Source organism: Kocuria sp. CPCC 205235 (assembly GCF_040980905.1).
GTDB classification, from domain to species: domain Bacteria; phylum Actinomycetota; class Actinomycetes; order Actinomycetales; family Micrococcaceae; genus Kocuria; species Kocuria carniphila.
In genome coordinates this window covers 1-16,681 of the sequence record NZ_JAVKPR010000039.1, presented here as the reverse complement: position 1 = coordinate 16,681, position 16,681 = coordinate 1, and the positions used below count along the sequence as shown (strand labels likewise).

Here is a 16,681-nt window from a genome sequence, read left to right as displayed (position 1 = left end):
CAACACGGCTGGGCAGGCCGAAACCACCCATGACACACCCGAGCCATACACACATTTTGGCCTTTAACCCGCAGAACACACTCACGGAGAGAACTGCGGGCACGAGAACGTTGAACACGGCGATCATGTGGATTATCTCCACGACGGTCACCGGCATGCGGAGCATGAGGACCACTACGACGAGTGCGCGTAGCCTGCCCCCGGCATCCTTCAAGAGGCCCCTGCAGAGAGCAGGGGTCTCTTGTTCTGCCCCGAGCATCGGTTGAGGGACAGATCCTGCTGCCCTGCTCCAGGCGCGCACATTAACGGGCATTGTGGGCGGGCATTGTGCGTGAACGCTTGAGACGTGGGCGTGCCAGGGAGACTCGTCCACGAGCGGGTGAACGTGAACGGGGTCAGAGCAGCTGTTCGATGGTGTTCCCGCCGTCGGTGGTGCGCAGCACGGTTCCGTCGGCCACGAGCAGGGCCTCGGTCTCGCCTTCCTCCGTGAGCCCGGCCCCCAGGGCGGTGATCTCCCCGATCGGCTGGTCACTGGCCGTCCAGGTCTCCCCGGCATCTGTGCTGGTCAGCAGGTGCCCGTCGATCCCGGCTCCGACGATGGTCTTCTCGTCGGCCCAGGCGATCAGGGACATCAACTGCGGGGTGTCCAGGGTGTCCCAGGTGGCGCCGTCGTCGGCGGAGCGCATGACGCCGTCCTGGGTGGTGGCCAGGATGGTGCCTGTGCCCGGGGCGATCGCCAGGGCGGCCGGGGCGGAAGGGATCTCGAGGGTGTTCCAGGTGCGCCCGTCGGAGCTGGCGCGCAGCTGCCCGTCGAAGCCGAGCACCCCGTTCGGGCCGGCGGCCAGGGCGTGGAAGTCCGATTCCCCGCCCCTGGAGAGCACCTGCCAGGTTTGGCCCTGATCGGTGGATTCGATCAAACCGACCGGTTCGGGCAGATCGGTGCCGGGGCCGGGGTGGCCCGAGGCCAGATAGCGGCCCTCGGGCGTGACGGTGAAACCCATCAGATCCACGACCGGACCCACCTGGGTCAGTTCCCCCTCCTGGAGGCGGAACAGCCCTTCGTGGGTGGCCAGCAGGATCGTCCCTGCCCCTGCTCCGCCCCCGGTCACCGTGTCGCGGGTGATGGCGTGCACGTGAGTGATCGCCGTGCCGGCGCTGCTCGCTCCGGCCGTAGCCGGCGGTGCCGGGGTCTCGGCCGGGGAAGTACACGCCGCCAGGGCGCCGGTGCCGAGGATGCCGAGGCCGCCGATGAGCAGGGTTCTACGGGTAGGAGGTTTCATGAGTCCTTTCTGCCTCGCACCACACTGCGAGGAGCACCCACCATTGTCTCCCCGCCTCGAGGAGGCTCTCGGGCGGTTTGTTTGAAGATTTGGCGAAGATTCCGGTCCACCGGGCTCTTGGCGCCGATGCAGGTCGGGGCGGCTGAGACACTGAAGCTATGAACCCTGGCATCGATGCGGCGGCCGGGCGAGTGCTGGTGGTCGACGACGAAAAGCCGCTGGCCCTGATGGTCGCCACCTATCTCACCCGCGCCGGTTATGACGCCACCCAGGCTCACACCGGCCCCGACGCCCTGGAGGCCGCCCGGACACAGACCCCCGATGTGGTGGTGCTGGATCTGGGGTTGCCAGGGATGGACGGGATCGACGTCTGCCGGAAGCTGCGGGCATTTTCCGAGTGCTACGTGCTGATCCTCACCGCCCGCGGCGACGAGGAGGACAAGCTGGCCGGGCTGGCCGCCGGGGCTGATGACTACATCACCAAGCCCTTCAGCGTGCGTGAGCTCGTCGCCCGGGTCGCGGCGGTGCTGCGCCGGCCCCGCACCACCGTGACCGCTTTCGAACCGGAGCGGGTGTTCGGGGACCTGGTCGTCGACCTCACCGCTCACGAGGCTCGGGTGGGCGGGGCCCCGGTGGGGCTGACCCGCACCGAGTTCGACCTGCTGGCCGCCCTGTCGGCCCGCCCGCAGCAGGCGCTGTCCCGCCGCCAGCTCATCGACACCGTGTGGGACCCAGCCTGGGTGGGCGACGAGCGGCTGGTGGATGTGCACATCGGGCACCTGCGCCGGAAACTCAGTGAGGACCAGGCCGCCTACATCGACACCGTGCGCGGAGTCGGCTACCGGATGGTGACCCCATGAGTTCCTGGCGCGAACGCGGCTTGGCCTTCCGCTTCTTGGTCGCCCAGTTGCTGGTGGTCGCCGCCAGCCTGGCCGCCGCGGTGATGGTGGCCTCGATGGCCGGCCCGCCCATTTTCCACGAGCACCTGCTCATGGCCGGGCACCCGGAGAACTCCCCGGAACTGCTGCACGTGGAGCAGGCCTACCGCGACACCAACCTCATCACCCTGGGTGTGGCCCTGGGCACCGCCCTGATGTGTGCGCTGGTGGTCAGCGCCTGGTGCTCCCGCCGCCTCCGAAGGCCCTTGGAACAACTCACCAAGGCGGCCCAGGGCATGGCCCACGGCCGCAACGACACCCGGGTCCCGGCCATGGGCGCCGGCGCGGAAGTGGATGCCCTCGCCGGGGCATTCAACACCATGGCCTCCCGGCTGCAGCACACCGAGGACACCCGACGACGGATGCTTTCGGATTTGGCCCATGAGATGCGCACCCCCATCTCGGTGCTCTCTGTCTACCTCGAGGCCCTTCAGGACGGGGTCACCTCCTGGGACGAGGCCACCAACGAACTCATGGCCGACCAGTTGTCCCGCCTCACCCGCTTGGTCGAGGACATCAACGACGTCTCCCGCGCCGAAGAGGGCCGGATCGACCTAGACCGCACCGAACACCCCGTGGGCGAGCTGGTCCGCGCTGCCGCCGAAGCCCACCGCGAGGCTTACACCGTCAAGGGCGTGACCCTCACCGTGGACGCCGACGACGCCGAGGTTGTGACGGTGGACCGGCAACGCATGGGCCAGGTGCTGGGCAACCTGCTCACCAACGCCCTGCGCCACACCCCACCCGGAGGCACCGTGACCGTGCGGGCCACCACCCACGGACCCCGCCGCCTGGCCATCCAGGTCGCCGACACCGGCGATGGCATCGCGGGCAAGCACCTGTCCCAGGTGTTCGAACGCTTCTACCGAGGGGACACCGCCCGGGACCGGGACCACGGCGGCTCCGGGATCGGGCTGACCATCTCCAAGGCCCTCACCGAAGCCCACGGCGGGACCCTGACGGCCACCTCACCCGGCCCCGGACAAGGCGCAGTCTTCACCGTGGAGTTGCCCCGCCACCCCCAGCACAGCCCACGGACCACCAGGACGACCGTGTGACCCACCCTCTTGACCTATACCCCCTAGGGGTATATACCTGTAGGTGGTAAGACCGTTGCCGGCCCTGCCCCATGATCCGATCGAAGGAGTTCCCGATGACCCCCGAGACCCGCTCCCAGTTGCCGATGGCTTCCACCGGTTGCGCCTGCTGCGCCCCCGCCCCGGCCCTCAATCAGACCGTTCCCACCGCCGAGACAGCCCCTCCGGCCGGGACCTCCACGGCCTACCAGGTCAAAGGCATGACGTGTGGTCACTGCGCCCAAAGTGTCACCGAGGAGGTCACCGCCCTGGACGGGGTGAGCGAGGTGCGCATCGACCTGGTCGCCGGTGGGACCTCCACCGTCACGGTCACCGCCGCCCGACCGCTGTCGGCGGAGGCTGTCCGCGCCGCCGTGGAAGAAGCCGGCTACACCCTCGTCACCGCCTGACGAGCCCCAACATCACCTCGGCCCCGCAGAGGGGCCTGCGCGGAAGGAGCACATCATGAGCGCCCCGCACCACCACGACCACCCCGCGGCCCCGGACCACGAGCACACTGGCCACGGGGCTGAGCAACCCTTGGACCACACCGGCCACGGACACCGTGCCGATACCCACGGGCAGGCCATGCCCTCCGACCACGCCCACTCCGCGGTGGACGAGGACCACGCCGTCCATACTCACGGGGAGCACGCCGGGCATTCCACGGCGATGTTCAAGAACAAGTTCTGGCTCAGTCTCGTATTGGCGGTCCCCGTGGTGGTCTTCAGCCCCATGGTCGGGCACCTGCTGGGCTACCACGTCCCCCAATTCCCCGGCTCTATCTGGATCCCGCCCGTGCTGGGCACGATCATTTTCTTCTACGGTGGGATGCCGTTCCTCAAAGGTGGGCTCACCGAGCTGAAGTCCCGCCAGCCCGGCATGATGCTGCTGATCGCCATGGCGATCTCCGTCGCGTTCGTCGCCTCGTGGGTCACGACGCTGGGCATCGGCGGCTTCGACCTGGACTTCTGGTGGGAGCTGGCCCTGCTGGTGGTGATCATGCTGCTGGGCCACTGGATGGAGATGCGTGCCCTGGGCGCGGCCTCCTCCGCTCTGGATGCCCTGGCCGCCTTGCTGCCCGATGAGGCCGAGAAGGTCCTCGACGGTGAGACCGTCACCGTTGCGATTCATCAGCTGGCCGTGGGCGATGTGGTCCTGGTCCGATCCGGGGCCCGTGTCCCGGCTGATGGGACCATCACCGACGGATCGGCCGAGTTCGACGAGTCCATGATCACCGGGGAGTCGAAGGCCGTCTCCCGCGCGGTGGGCGAGGCGGTCGTGGCAGGCACTGTGGCCACCGACAACACGGTGCGGGTGCGCGTGGAGGCCGTCGGGTCCGACACGGCCCTGGCCGGGATCCAGCGGATGGTCGCCGACGCCCAGGCCTCCTCCTCCCGCGCCCAGGCACTGGCCGACCGGGCCGCGGCCTGGTTGTTCTGGTTCGCCCTGGTCGCCGGCCTCCTCACCGCGGTCGTGTGGACCCTGCTGGGTCAGCCCGACGATGCGGTGGTGCGCACCGTGACGGTCCTGGTGATCGCCTGCCCGCACGCTTTGGGGCTGGCCATTCCGCTGGTCATCGCGATCTCCACCGAACGCGCCGCGAAGGCCGGGGTGCTGATCAAGAACCGGATGGCGCTGGAACGGATGCGCACCATCGACGTGGTCCTGTTCGACAAGACCGGCACCCTCACCGAAGGCGCCCACGCTGTCACCGGCGCTGCCGCTGTGCCCGGGGTCTCCGAGGGAGAGCTGCTGGCCTTCGCGGCCGCCGCGGAGGCCGACAGCGAGCACCCTGTGGCTCGAGCCATCGTGCAGGCGGCCACCGCCCACCCCGAAGCAACTCGGCTGGGCCTGCATGGCACCGGCTTCCAGTCGGCCACTGGCCGTGGGGTGCGCGCGACCGTGGACGGCGCCGAGGTCGTGGTGGGCGGACCGAACATGCTGCGCGAACTGGGCCTGTCCACCCCGGCCACGATCGCCGCTGCCACCCGGCAGTGGACCGACCGCGGGGCCGGGGTCCTGCACGTGCTGCGCGAGGGCACCGTCATCGGGGCCCTGGCCCTGGAGGACCGCATCCGCCCGGAGTCCCGCGCGGCGGTGGCCGCCTTGCAGGACCGCGGGGTGAAGGTCGCGATGATCACCGGCGACGCCCGCCAGGTCGCTGAGGCTGTGGGGGCCGATCTGGGCATCGACGAGGTCTTCGCCGAGGTCCTGCCCCAGGACAAGGACACCAAGGTCACCGAGCTCCAGTCCCGCGGGCTGACCGTGGCGATGGTCGGCGACGGCGTCAACGACGCCCCGGCCCTGGCCCGCGCCGAGGTCGGCATCGCGATCGGTGCCGGCACCGACGTGGCCATGGAGTCCGCCGGGGTGGTGTTGGCCGGCAACGACCCCCGCGCGGTGCTGTCGATGATCGACCTCTCGAGGGCCAGCTACACCAAGATGCTGCAGAACCTGGCCTGGGCCACCGGCTACAACATCGTCGCCGTTCCCCTGGCCGCCGGCGTCCTTGCCCCCGTCGGGATCGTGCTCTCCCCGGCCGTCGGGGCGGTGCTGATGTCGGTGTCCACCATCGTCGTCGCCCTCAACGCTCAGTTGCTGCGCCGCCTCGACCTGGACCCGGCGCACCTGGCGGCCGCCGATGGTGAGGGCCAGACTGCCGCCCCATCGAAGCGGCCCGAGACGGCCCACACCCACTGACCCATCGATTTCCCACCCCTCAACACAGAAAAGGACTGAACCCATGAAGCGTTCGACCACCCTGACCACTCTGGCCCTGGCCTCCGCCCTGGCCCTGGCCGGTTGCGGCACCAGCGGCGAAGAGACCGCCGGTGAGGCACCTGAGGCCACCACATCCGCGGCGGCCGGCGCTGGGAGCACGGACACCGCCACGGCCGCCCCGTCCACTTCCGCTGAGGCGGTCACAGAGGAGCACAACGACGCGGACACGATGTTCGCCCAGATGATGATTCCCCACCACCAGCAGGCGGTTCAGATGAGCGAGGTGATGCTCGCCAAGGACGATCTCGACCCGGACGTCGAGGAGTTGGCCAACAAGGTCGTCGCCGCCCAAGGTCCGGAGATCGACCAGCTCAAGAACATGCTCGAGACCTGGGGGGAGCCCACCTCGATGGAGTCCGGCGGTATGGAGGGCAAGGACCACGGCTCCGACTCCGGTGCGGGCATGGAGGGCATGATGACCGAGGAGCAGATGCAGGAGCTGGAGGCCGCTGAGGGCGCCGAGGCCGCCGAGATGTACCTGACCATGATGACCGCCCACCACCGCGGGGCCATTGACATGGCCCAGGAGCAGGTCGCCGAGGGTCAGAATCCTCAGGCCATCGAGATGGCGCAGAAGGTGATTGAGGACCAGGAAGCGGAGATCCAGGAAATGGACCGTCTGCTGCAGCAGATCCAGGGCTAGTACCTGCTGTGCTCGCCCCGATCAGGCATCCACCCCGCAACCCGGGCGTCTGAGCTGAGGGGCTTCACCGGCCCAGGGGCAGGGGGGCCTCACCCATCTGGGTGAGGCCCCCCTGCCCCTGGGCCGGTGGCAACCGGTGTGTCATGAGGTCAGCCTTCCGTGGGCTCACCACTTCGGTGGCTGGCCCGGGATTCTAGCTGCGGCCGGCGAGCCAGGTGCGGAAATCAGCGACCTGGGCCTGTTGGGTGGTGATTCCCGCGGTGGCGGCCACCCGCAGCTGGGCGTGCGGGGCCCGGGACTGCGGCTCCAGGAACTCGATGATCCCGGCCTGGTGGTGCGGAATCATTTTCTGTACGAAGGCGACGTCGAAGCCCTCACCGGCCTCCACGGCGGAGAGTTCCTCGATCATCATCTGGGTTTTCTCCTCCAGGACCTTCATCTCTTCCTGGGCTTCCTCAGGGGCTTGAGCCATGGCCTCCCCGGGGGTCAGCCCGTACCACTCCTCCAACCACCGGGTGAACTGGTCGATCTGGTGTTCCTGGTTGGCGATGATGTTTTCCGCGTGCGTGCGGATGTCCGGGCTGGCCCCGCGCTCGAGTTCCAGCTGGGACATCTCGATCGCGGCCTGGTGGTGCGGAATGATCTCGGCCAGGAAGGTGATCTCCAGCTGCTCGCCCTCCAGCCCGGCCAGGGTCTCACCGAACTCGTAGGCGGTCGGGGAGGTCGGATCCGGCTGGAGCACCTCCGCCGGGGGGTGACCCTGTGCGTGGGAGGAGACCGGGGTGGCCACCTGACCATGGGCCAGGGCCGGGGCGGTGGCCCCGCCCAGCAGGGCAGTCGCGAAGACAACGGTGGAGGCGGCGGCCGTAAGACCTGGTCTCAAAACCTGATCGGTCGTTGCCACCCGCCTGGAAGTGCTTCACAGTGCCTGCATGACGACGAGGACGCAGTCGTGGATGGTCGATGACCGTCTGTGGGAGCTGATCGCTCCGCTGATCCCACCTCAGCCACAGCCTCGAGGGCCCGGTGGGCGGCCCAGGATCGACGACCGGGCGGCTCTGGAGGGGATCCTGTTCGTGCTCCACAGCGGGTGCCGGTGGCGGGACCTGCCCCCGGCGCTGGGGTGCGGGTCCGGGCACACCGCCTGGCGCCGGCTGCGCGCGTGGCAGGAGGCCGGAGTCTGGGAAAAGCTCCACCGGGCCGTGCTCGAGGAGCTCTCCGAGCAGGAGATCCTCGACTGGTCCCGGGCCAGCATCGACGCCGTGTCGGTCCGGGCCAAAAGGGGGGCGAGCTGACCGGCCCGAACCCCACCGACCGCGGGAAACCGGGCACAAAGTACCACCTGCTCACCGATCGGAACGGCCTGCCCCTGCACGTGCTGGCCTCGGCCGCGAACACGCATGACAGCAGACTCTTCGAACCGCTGTTGGAGACCAATCCGGCGGTGCGCGGCCGACGCGGTCGTCCCGGGCGACCCCGCCGCCGGCCGGAGAAGCTGCACGCGGACAAGGGCTACGACTACCCCAGGTGCCGACGCTACCTGCACCGGAGAGGGATCAAGGTGCGCATCGCCCGCCGTGGGATCGAGGCCAAGACCCACTTGGGCCGGCACCGCTGGGTCGTGGAACGGACGATCTCCTGGGTGTTGCGGTTCAAGCGCCTTGGGATCCGCTACGACCGCACCGCCGCCACGCTGTTGCCGTTACTCCTGCTCGCCGTCACCCTCATCAACCTCCGGAGACTGCGCCAGGCAACGAAGTTATGAGACCAGGTCTAAAGCGGCGGCCAAGGAACTGGTTGGAACGCATGATGATGTCTCTCTTCCACGATGAAGAAGGCCGACCCCGATGTGCCGGCCTCGGCAATCAGCCCGTACCCGGCACGCGAACAGGCGGGCGGGTAGAGCTGTCCTGAACCAGGGGTGGGGGAAGAGGAAACCCGCCTCCGGGCGGGCCCGATCAGCCCATCAGAATCCTCTTTCACCGACGCAGACCGGTCACCGGTACCCGTCGGTCAACGTGTGGCCTCCAGAAAAGGCCCGGTTCCCGGGGAAACCCTTCTCCACGGGCCCTCAGCTACTGGGGCACCACCCAGGCGGCGGGTGCGTCATGGCGGCGGCCCCCTCCGCAGAGGAGATCTGGCCCGTGACGCCGATCCCTGTCGGTCACGGACGTTCGCACCGCCCCCGCCGCCCGGGTGATGGGTCAGTGGGGTCGGGACTCAGCCCAGAGAGGCGACCAGTTCGGCGCAGGCGGCCTCGCAGCGCCGGCAGGCCTCAGCACAGATCCGGCAGTGCTCGTGCATGGACGCGTGCTGCTCGCACTCATCCGCACACGCCTTGCAAGCCATCTGGCAGGCCCTGATCGCATCCAAGGTGATGTTCGCGTCATAGCCGGTGTGCCGCGAGAGCACCCGCCCGGTGGCCTCGCACAGGTCCGCGCAGTCGAGGTTGGTGCGGATACACTTGGTCAGCTCGGCAACCATGTCCTCGGACAGGCAAGCATCAGCACAAGCGGTGCAGGTCTGGGCGCACTCGAAACAGGCTTCGATACAGGCGGCCAGTTTGGCCTGGTCCACCCCGCCCAGGTCCTTCGGGTAGGTCTCCAGCATCGCACTCACGTGATGAGTCATGGCTTGCTCCTTCGTCGGTTTTCTCGAGGAGACGAACCGGCCGGAACCAGCCCGCCATGCCATCGACAGTAAACTGCCTTTTCCGTGTGACGCGCCCCGAAAGATTGAAGATTTGATGAAGATCGACGCCCCGGTGGGGCGCAGCGGCACCCCGACGACTGGCCTTCACCCCGGGGGAGCCGGCCGAATATGGAGATCTCGTGAAGAAATTCCGCCGCGCGCCCCGAAAAGCTGCCCCGAGGCCTCTCCAAAATGTAAGTACCCTCGGAAAAACCTTGGTGTTGCCTCCAGAAAAGCTGGAAGGGACGCGCGGCCCCCAGCCCCTTGTCGCCGTTGGATGTGTCCAGCGAAAAGCGCGTCTCGATGCCATTCTGTCTAGTCGGACTGGTCCTGGACTTGCCGAGGCCCGCGTCATGAGCCCAGCTGAGCGACGAAACCCGTCTTCCACGATGTGGCTTTCTGGAGCCAGGGAGACCGACGCCTCAGTCCCCACCGAAGAAGAATCTGAGCCGTGATCTAAACGTGACACTTTCGTTATAGGTGGGCTACTGTCCACTGCGTGCCGCTGACTGATCCGGTCGGCACCCTCGTGCACATCGCCGAATTCTGCCGGTGCCCGGGGTTCCTGAAGAGAAATCGCTTGGCAGAAGCGGGGGAACCATTTTCGGTCCCGGTGACCCGGGACCTAGGGGTTAAGTCGCCCAGGACGTCTGCGTCCGGGGCGGCCGGGTGTCTCCCACCCGCATCCGACAGCTCACCTCGTAGGCAAAGGGAGGAACACACTCATGACTATTTTCAAGCGCAGCACTGCCCGCCACCGCGCCGAGACCACCTCGCACCTGGTGCGTACCACCACGATCGCCGCTGCCGCCGGCGCGGCTGTGATCGGCTCCATCGCCCCGGCCCAGGCCTACGCCGAGGTCCCCGCGGGCACCGCCACCGCCTACTCGGCCCCCGCGTCCGCGCTGACGACCTACTCCTCGACGGCCCCCCAGGCCGTCGTTGCCCCGCAGACCGTCTCCACCGCCTCCACCCAGGCCCCAGCCGCTCCTGAGCAGAGCGCTTCGACCGCGACGGTGTCCACCCAGTCGGCGGACATCACCGAGATCACCGGCGCCTCCGGGATCGTGGGCACCGCGATGCAGGGCGCCGGCACCGGCTACGTCTGGGGCGGGACCGCCTTCGGCGCCTGGGACTGCTCCGGGTTCACGAAGTGGGCCTACGCCCAGAACGGCATCGAGATCCCCCGCACCAGCTTCCAGCAGATCGCCGCGGCCACCCCCACGGCTACCCCGCAGCCTGGGGACCTCGTCTCCCAGAACGGCGGGGCCCACATCGGCATCTACATCGGCGGCGGCAAGATGATCTCCGCCCTGAACCCCACCCAGGGCACCTTCGTCCACTCCGTCAACGCCATGCCGGTGGACGGCTACTACACCTACCGCTGACCCGACCCGCCCTCCGCAACGACCGGAATCGTCGCGGAGGGCGTCGGTCCTCACCCCGGTTGCACAAGAGAGTCCCCGCCTCTCGAGTGAGTTTTTCCTCCCTTGCGGACACCACACCTCTCCTCCACTCACCCGCCGTGCGCGGTGCTCCCGATCCGGGGCCCGCTCTGCCGAACACCGTGACACCTTGCACCCCTGACCGGGGTAATCCGTGCTGTCACAACACCGTTCCGACAGATCCGCCCGGCCCGCCAGAAAGCCCGTTGAACTCCTCATGACTCGTGACCTGACCTCCTCCAACGGCCTCAGCTCCCTCCTCACCGGCAGGGCCCGCACCGTGGCCGCCGTCGCGGCCTTCTCCGGCCTGGCCCTGGCCACCACCGTCTCCGTGCAGGCAACCCCGACCCCGGATGCCTCCACCGACGCCCCGCTGTCGGCCGTCGCTGCCGCCACCCCCACCGCAGCGCCCACCGTGTCCCTCGAGCCGGTCGCCCACGTAACCACAGCCGAGAAGCAGACCAACCAGAAGAAGACCGAGAAAAAGGCGGAGCAGAAAGTCGATGCCCCGGTCGTCGCGGCACCCGCCGTGGCCGCTCCGGCACCGAAGGCCGTGGCCGCCCCGGCCCTCGCACCCGCCCCGGAGCCTGTCGTCCAGGAGCCAGTCGTCCAGGCGGCCCCGAAACCTGTCACCGCACCCGCCCCGGTGGCGTCCCCCGCCCCGAAGCCGACTGTGCAGGCGGCCCCCAGGCCCGCCGCCGCTCCCGCCCCAAAGCCGGCCGTGCAGGCCGCTCCGGCCGCCGAGCGCACGGTCACCCCGCAGAGCTCATCCTCCGGCAAGGGCGCGACCATCGCTTCCGCGGCCATGGGACAGCTCGGCGTCGGACAGGACTGCACCGCAGCGGTGAGCAACGCCCTGCGGGCCGCCGGGATCAACTTCCGCGGCTGGCCGGCTGAGTACTTCACGCTCGGCACTCAGGTCTCCGCCGGCCAGGCCCAACCCGGCGACCTCGTTTACTACGCCGACGGTGGCATGGGCACAGCCCACATCGGCGTCTACATCGGCGGCGGCAAGGCCGTCCACGGCGGCTGGAACGGCGGCAGCACCGTCGTCGACAGCGTCAACGTGGGCACCGGCCCCGTCTACATCCGCGTGCGCTGACCGCACGCCAGCACAGCTTCCGGGTGCGCGGTTCCTGGTCGGCCAGACAGGGTCCGCGCACCCGGTTTCCACACCTGCAGGCACCTTTTAGCATCGAACAGCTAGCCACCGTCGTGCCGACACCCCGGGAGCACCCCACCAGGGTTGCCTGCGCTCGACCGCGTCGATGTCGACGATGACCCCATCCGCTGTGGCTCCGGGAGCTCCAGTGTTCTCCTGATGACAGGACCGGCACAGCCCCAGACCACCCTCCAGCGGCCAACACCCTCAGCTCCGCTACCCCGGGAAAGTCGGCCTGTCGTCGAGGGCGAGAGGTACAGAGAACCGGAACGAGAGGCACCGGAAACTGTCGGCGTGGCGGCGTTGCGAGGCCACCACCGCCTCCGGTCGCCGTTGTCCCGCAGAGTGCATGAACGACCCAATCCTCCCGGCTCTCCCGCAGACTGGTCTCCAGGACAGGGCCACGGCACCGACCAGCACCGGTTTGCGGTCTGAGGCCGCTGGACCGGCCGTGGCGTTGCTTGATGGTCAGGCTCTCGCCCCGTCCCGGCTCTGGCCGGTGGGATCACCGGCCAGATGGCCCCGTCCTGACCGATGTGCGGCGGAAGGAGCGACATGCACGTGGAGGCCAGCACCAGCGCCACGGCCTATGTTGCGGCACTGTCCGCTCTGGCGACCGACGTACTGCCGTGCGCCGCTGGAGCGGATCTGGCGGATCTACCGGTGTCCGCCTCCGCGCACCGTTGGCAGAGCCCCAACGCACCCCTTCCCGACCGGACTACCCCCGCCTCCCGGCATCACTTTGCCCCTGCTCCCGGTCCCCCACCGTGCCCGCAAGAAGGACGCCTGGGTTCTGCCGGCCCGCGGGGTGGGAAGCCTGAGGCCCCGGAGCCTTGACGTCACCCCCGCTATGGCCGGGCGTGACATCTCGTGCCCCGGGGCGACGGCCATGTTGCCCCAGCCCCACCACCCCATGCCCCGAACCGCAGGCACGGTCCTACCCACTGATCAAGGAGCCCACATGTCCACGCCCCCGACCGGCCGGATCCTGGTGGTCGACGACGAGACCGACCTGGCGCAGCTCGTCGCAGGATATCTGCGCAAGGCCGGGCTGGAGGTCGCCGTGCGCCACGACGGCACCGAGGCCGTGACCGCGGTGCGCGATTTCACCCCGGACGTGCTGGTGCTGGATCTGGGGTTGCCCGGGATCGATGGCATCGAGGTGTGCCGTCAGGTGCGGACCTTCTCGGACTGTTACGTGCTGATGCTCACGGCCCGCGACGACGAAGTCGACAAGATCGTGGGCCTGTCCGTGGGCGCTGACGACTACGTGACCAAACCGTTCAGCCCGCGTGAGCTCGTGGCCCGGGTCCAAGCCATGTTGCGCCGGGCCCGCACGGGAGGTGCCGAACCCACGGCAGACTCCCAGCACAGCCAGCAGGCGCTGGTGATCGGGGAGCTGGTGGTGGAGGAGGACTCCCGCCAGGTGCACCTGGCCGGGGAACCGGTGGCGTTGACGCGGATCGAGTTCGACCTGCTCCTGTGCCTGGCTGCCCGCCCACAGCTGGTGCTCTCCCGCCGGCAGCTGGTGGAGATGGTCTGGGACACGCACTGGACCGGGGACGAGCACCTGGTGGATGTGCACATCGGGCGGATCCGCAAGAAGCTCGGCGACGAAGCCACCAACCCGCGGTTCATCCACACCATCCGTGGGATCGGCTACCGGATGGGCAGCGGACGATGAGCGCCACCGTCTCCGAGCGCACCCACCGCTGGTCCTGGAGCCCGCTGACGATGCGGTTGATGCTGGCCCAGACCGCGGTGCTGGCCATCGGGCTGATCATCGTGGTGATCACCGCGGTCCTGGTCGGACCGAGGATGTTCTACCACGAGCTCGTCGAGTCCGGCCACGCCGATGAGGCCCTCGGGTTGGTGCACCTGGAGGACGCCTTCCGCTCGGTGAGTCTCACGGCCTTGGCCATCGGAGGGCTCCCGGCGCTCTACCTCGCCGGGATGCTCACCTTCTACCTCTACCGCACGATCGGGCGGTCCCTGGCCTCCTTCAGCGCCGCCGCCGGCGAGGTGGCCGCGGGCAACTACGACGTGCGTGTCACCTCCACCGGACTGGGCCCGGAGTTCGACTCCCTGGCCTCCTCCTTCAACGACATGGCCGCCAAGCTCGACGCCGTGGACACCACCCGGCGTCAGATGCTGGCCGATCTGGCCCACGAGATGCGCACCCCCCTGGCCAGTCTCAAAGGACACCTGGAGGGCATCGAAGACGGAGTGGTCCAGTGGGATGAACGGACCACCAGCATCCTCTACGCCCAGATCACCCGGCTGGAGCGACTGGCCCGCGACATCCGCCAGCTCACCGCCGCTGAGGAAGGTATGACCCACCTGCAACTGACCCCCCAAGACCCCAGCCGGCTGGCAGCCCAGGCGGTCGCGGCCGTCCAACAAGACGCCGCCGGACAGGACATCACGGTGACCTCCATCAGCACCGGCATGGAGGTCACACCGGTGCTGGTTGATCGGGAGCGGATGGGACAAGTGCTGGGCAACCTGCTGGAGAACGCCCTGCGCCACACCCCGCCCGGAGGCGCCGTCACCGTGCACACCGACTACGCCCCGGAGGCGGTCACTGTCACCGTCACCGACACCGGGGAAGGCATCAGCCCGGAGCACCTCCCACACGTGTTCGAGCGCTTCTACCGCGCCCACACCGGCCGGGAAGCTCACCGCGGAGGCTCTGGCTTGGGGCTGGCCATCAGCAAGTCGCTGGTTGAGGCCCAGGGTGGGTCCCTGGAGGCCACCAGTGAGGGCCCCGGGCGCGGGACCAGCTTCCGGATCCGCTTGCCCCACCACACGCCCACGGACTGACCGCAGCGGCATCGCCAGGCCGGTCTGCGACGGCGGCGGGCGTGGCCCGTCATGTCGTTGCTGCCTGCGCTTCCTATCCGTGGCCGTTCTTGGCCGGCCCGCCCAGCACCAGCCGGCGGGTGCCTTTCACACTGGTGCTGACCACCTTCTCCAGCGGCCCTTGTCCCAGGCCCCGATGCCAGGCCACCGCGAACAGCGCCGCGACCGCCAGGTGGACCATAAACCACAGGTAGGGCAGCTCGTAGTGGATCTCGAAGGACAGCGCCACCAGATGGGCGGTGTAGAGGGTCAAGGTCATCACCCCCATCGCCGACAGCGGCAGCAACCATTTCCCGATCTTCGGGCCGATGAGCAGGAAGACTCCCAACACCGCCAAGCCCACCCCCAGACTGGCCGCGATCGCCAGCGGGGTGTTGGTGTGCGGGGTGGCGATCGCCAGCCACCACGCAGTGTCCGTGGGCAAGGAATCCGGCCCCCAAACCAGCACATCATCCAGGTCGTGCTCGCCCATCGAGGAGGCATCCAACAACTGCTGGTAGCCGCCGAAGGCGTAGAGCAGGACATAGGAGGTGACCCGGGCGAAGATCGCCAGCCCCACTCCCACCACTACCAGTCGAGCTTGAACCTCCGTCTTGCGCAGGTTCAACCGCCCCAGCCCCAGCCCCACCAACAGATAGGTCATGTACGGCAGGGCCGGGTAGGTCCCGGTGAGCAGCAGCTGGGATGCCGTGGCACCGGGCTGTGTCAGCAGATCCGTGAACGTGGGGTTGTAGGAGACAAATTCGGGCAACACATCTTGGAGGCCCTGCATCAGCAGCGGGGACACCACCCCGAAGATCGCCGCAGAGATGAACAGGAACTTCGGACCTGCGTGCAGGAACGGAATCGCCAGCAGGAAGAACACCCCGTAGTAGATCAAGATGTTGTAGGCCGGCGGGTCCTCCGACATCAGTGTGCCGATCCACAGTCCCACGATCGCGATCAGCATCGCGCGCACCACCAGGCCGATCCGGTCAGCGGTCATCGTCCTGCCCTCGTGCGGGTGCCGCCCCCCGGAGGTCAGTGCCAACCCCACCCCAGCCAGCAGGGCGAACAGGGCCGCCGAGTCCCCCGAGAACAGCCGCCACGACCAGCTCGCCTCTCCGGTCTCCTCGTTCCAGGCCGGCAGCAGATGAATGGCCATCAGCCCGATCAGCGCCAGCCCTCGAGCCGCATCGATCCCCACCAACCGGCGCGTGGGCCGGACCACCGCGTCTGCAAGACCCGCCGGCGGATGCTCTCCCATTCTCGGTCCACTACTCATCATTCCCCCTGTTGACAACAACGTCCCGGTGCATCCGGGACCGTCCTGCCCTCAGGGTGGTCCCCGCACTTGGAGTGCCCGTCGCGGAATTCTCAAGAATCCATGAAGACTTCAGGATTCATGGAGCACAGAGGTGCTCACTCCTACGGTCACCACACGAAAGGAGGAAAGGGAATCACAGCACAGAACCCGCGAGGCCCCTGGGGGCCCGGCGGTTTCCGCGCCCCGGACCGGGTCCACGCTTCACCTGAATAATGACGGGTGCCCCAGCCCTGGGGAGCAACGCCGGGGCACCCGTTTGCCCGTACACGGGCCGATGAGAACGGGGGGTGCTTCTATGGTTTTCGTCAAGCGGCTAGGGCCACGGTCGGTGGGGTGGGTTCTTGGTAGAAAGATCCGTCGCGCAACATGGCGTAGAGCACGTCGGTTCGTCGTCTGGCCAGTGCGATCACAGCTTGGTTGTGGCGTTTACCCTCGGCCCGTTTTCGATCGTAATAGGCCCGTGAAGCGGGGCTAGCACTCAGCGAGGCGAAGGC

The 16,681-nt window shown here is 68.4% G+C and carries 14 protein-coding genes, 1 pseudogene and 1 riboswitch; of the genes and pseudogenes, 10 read left to right on the top strand and 5 right to left on the bottom strand.

Going from position 1 to position 16,681, the window contains the following annotated elements; all coding sequences use genetic code 11:
• Nucleotides 1–395: 395 nt before the first annotated feature.
• On the bottom strand, nt 396–1,280 hold the full coding sequence (locus RF638_RS15285; RefSeq protein ID WP_368842370.1) for a F510_1955 family glycosylhydrolase: 885 nt from the start codon (nt 1,278–1,280) through the stop codon (nt 396–398).
• Nucleotides 1,281–1,438: 158 nt separating this feature from the next.
• Between RF638_RS15285 and RF638_RS15280 the strand changes: the two genes are divergently transcribed.
• The 5 genes from RF638_RS15280 to RF638_RS15260 all read left to right on the top strand — a co-directional run bounded on the left by RF638_RS15280 (nt 1,439) and on the right by RF638_RS15260 (nt 6,721).
• Nucleotides 1,439–2,140, top strand: a complete 702-nt coding sequence (locus tag RF638_RS15280) for a response regulator transcription factor (RefSeq protein WP_368842369.1) — start codon at nt 1,439–1,441, stop codon at nt 2,138–2,140.
• Nucleotides 2,137–3,276, top strand: a complete 1,140-nt coding sequence (locus RF638_RS15275) for an ATP-binding protein (protein ID WP_368842368.1) — start codon at nt 2,137–2,139, stop codon at nt 3,274–3,276. Before RF638_RS15280 ends, RF638_RS15275 begins: the two co-directional genes overlap by 4 nt.
• A 95-nt stretch (nt 3,277–3,371) precedes the next feature.
• Nucleotides 3,372–3,704, top strand: coding sequence for a heavy-metal-associated domain-containing protein (locus RF638_RS15270; RefSeq protein ID WP_368842367.1), 333 nt, complete (start codon nt 3,372–3,374; stop codon nt 3,702–3,704).
• Nucleotides 3,705–3,759: 55 nt separating this feature from the next.
• Nucleotides 3,760–5,997: a copper-translocating P-type ATPase gene (locus tag RF638_RS15265; protein WP_368842366.1), complete on the top strand. Its 2,238-nt coding sequence runs from the start codon at nt 3,760–3,762 to the stop codon at nt 5,995–5,997.
• A 43-nt stretch (nt 5,998–6,040) separates the two neighbouring features.
• A complete protein-coding gene (locus tag RF638_RS15260; protein WP_368842365.1) occupies nt 6,041–6,721 on the top strand; it encodes a DUF305 domain-containing protein in 681 nt (226 codons plus the stop codon).
• Nucleotides 6,722–6,914: 193 nt separating this feature from the next.
• On the opposite strand, the gene RF638_RS15255 is transcribed toward RF638_RS15260, so the two are convergent.
• On the bottom strand, nt 6,915–7,625 hold the full coding sequence (locus RF638_RS15255) for a DUF305 domain-containing protein (RefSeq protein WP_368842364.1): 711 nt from the start codon (nt 7,623–7,625) through the stop codon (nt 6,915–6,917).
• 28 nt (nt 7,626–7,653) lie between these two features.
• Between RF638_RS15255 and RF638_RS15250 the strand changes: the two genes are divergently transcribed.
• Nucleotides 7,654–8,486, top strand: a protein-coding gene (locus RF638_RS15250; protein ID WP_368842363.1) for an IS5 family transposase whose coding sequence is annotated in 2 segments (ribosomal slippage) — nt 7,654–7,990 and nt 7,990–8,486 — 834 coding nt in all. Because the reading frame shifts where the segments join, the coding sequence is not laid out codon by codon here.
• A 455-nt stretch (nt 8,487–8,941) separates the two neighbouring features.
• Here the strand turns inward: RF638_RS15250 and RF638_RS15245 are convergent.
• Nucleotides 8,942–9,352, bottom strand: coding sequence for a four-helix bundle copper-binding protein (locus RF638_RS15245; RefSeq protein WP_368842362.1), 411 nt, complete (start codon nt 9,350–9,352; stop codon nt 8,942–8,944).
• Nucleotides 9,353–9,939: 587 nt separating this feature from the next.
• Nucleotides 9,940–10,132: riboswitch (cyclic di-AMP (ydaO/yuaA leader) on the top strand.
• A gap of 5 nt (nt 10,133–10,137) precedes the next feature.
• On the opposite strand from RF638_RS15245, the gene RF638_RS15240 reads away from it, so the two are divergent.
• From RF638_RS15240 to RF638_RS15225, 4 genes are all read left to right on the top strand, one after another.
• Nucleotides 10,138–10,800, top strand: coding sequence for a C40 family peptidase (locus RF638_RS15240; RefSeq protein WP_368842361.1), 663 nt, complete (start codon nt 10,138–10,140; stop codon nt 10,798–10,800).
• A 274-nt stretch (nt 10,801–11,074) separates the two neighbouring features.
• Nucleotides 11,075–11,959: a C40 family peptidase gene (locus tag RF638_RS15235; RefSeq protein WP_368842360.1), complete on the top strand. Its 885-nt coding sequence runs from the start codon at nt 11,075–11,077 to the stop codon at nt 11,957–11,959.
• A gap of 1,021 nt (nt 11,960–12,980) precedes the next feature.
• Nucleotides 12,981–13,703, top strand: a complete 723-nt coding sequence (locus RF638_RS15230; protein WP_368842359.1) for a response regulator — start codon at nt 12,981–12,983, stop codon at nt 13,701–13,703.
• Entirely contained in the window at nt 13,700–14,842 is a 1,143-nt protein-coding gene (locus RF638_RS15225) for a sensor histidine kinase (protein WP_368842358.1), read from the top strand. Before RF638_RS15230 ends, RF638_RS15225 begins: the two co-directional genes overlap by 4 nt.
• Before the next feature lie 73 nt (nt 14,843–14,915).
• On the opposite strand, the gene RF638_RS15220 is transcribed toward RF638_RS15225, so the two are convergent.
• Nucleotides 14,916–16,127: a heparan-alpha-glucosaminide N-acetyltransferase domain-containing protein gene (locus tag RF638_RS15220; RefSeq protein ID WP_368842357.1), complete on the bottom strand. Its 1,212-nt coding sequence runs from the start codon at nt 16,125–16,127 to the stop codon at nt 14,916–14,918.
• A 365-nt stretch (nt 16,128–16,492) separates the two neighbouring features.
• A pseudogene (locus RF638_RS15215) lies at nt 16,493–16,681 on the bottom strand (IS110 family transposase); the annotation flags it as partial.

Coding starts and splice junctions, on each gene's coding strand:
- RF638_RS15285 (WP_368842370.1), bottom strand. CDS start 1,280: ATGAAACCTCCTACCCGTAGAACCCTGCTCATCGGCGGCCTCGGCATC.
- RF638_RS15280 (WP_368842369.1), top strand. CDS start 1,439: ATGAACCCTGGCATCGATGCGGCGGCCGGGCGAGTGCTGGTGGTCGAC.
- RF638_RS15275 (WP_368842368.1), top strand. CDS start 2,137: ATGAGTTCCTGGCGCGAACGCGGCTTGGCCTTCCGCTTCTTGGTCGCC.
- RF638_RS15270 (WP_368842367.1), top strand. CDS start 3,372: ATGACCCCCGAGACCCGCTCCCAGTTGCCGATGGCTTCCACCGGTTGC.
- RF638_RS15265 (WP_368842366.1), top strand. CDS start 3,760: ATGAGCGCCCCGCACCACCACGACCACCCCGCGGCCCCGGACCACGAG.
- RF638_RS15260 (WP_368842365.1), top strand. CDS start 6,041: ATGAAGCGTTCGACCACCCTGACCACTCTGGCCCTGGCCTCCGCCCTG.
- RF638_RS15245 (WP_368842362.1), bottom strand. CDS start 9,352: ATGACTCATCACGTGAGTGCGATGCTGGAGACCTACCCGAAGGACCTG.
- RF638_RS15240 (WP_368842361.1), top strand. CDS start 10,138: ATGACTATTTTCAAGCGCAGCACTGCCCGCCACCGCGCCGAGACCACC.
- RF638_RS15235 (WP_368842360.1), top strand. CDS start 11,075: ATGACTCGTGACCTGACCTCCTCCAACGGCCTCAGCTCCCTCCTCACC.
- RF638_RS15230 (WP_368842359.1), top strand. CDS start 12,981: ATGTCCACGCCCCCGACCGGCCGGATCCTGGTGGTCGACGACGAGACC.
- RF638_RS15225 (WP_368842358.1), top strand. CDS start 13,700: ATGAGCGCCACCGTCTCCGAGCGCACCCACCGCTGGTCCTGGAGCCCG.
- RF638_RS15220 (WP_368842357.1), bottom strand. CDS start 16,127: ATGGGAGAGCATCCGCCGGCGGGTCTTGCAGACGCGGTGGTCCGGCCC.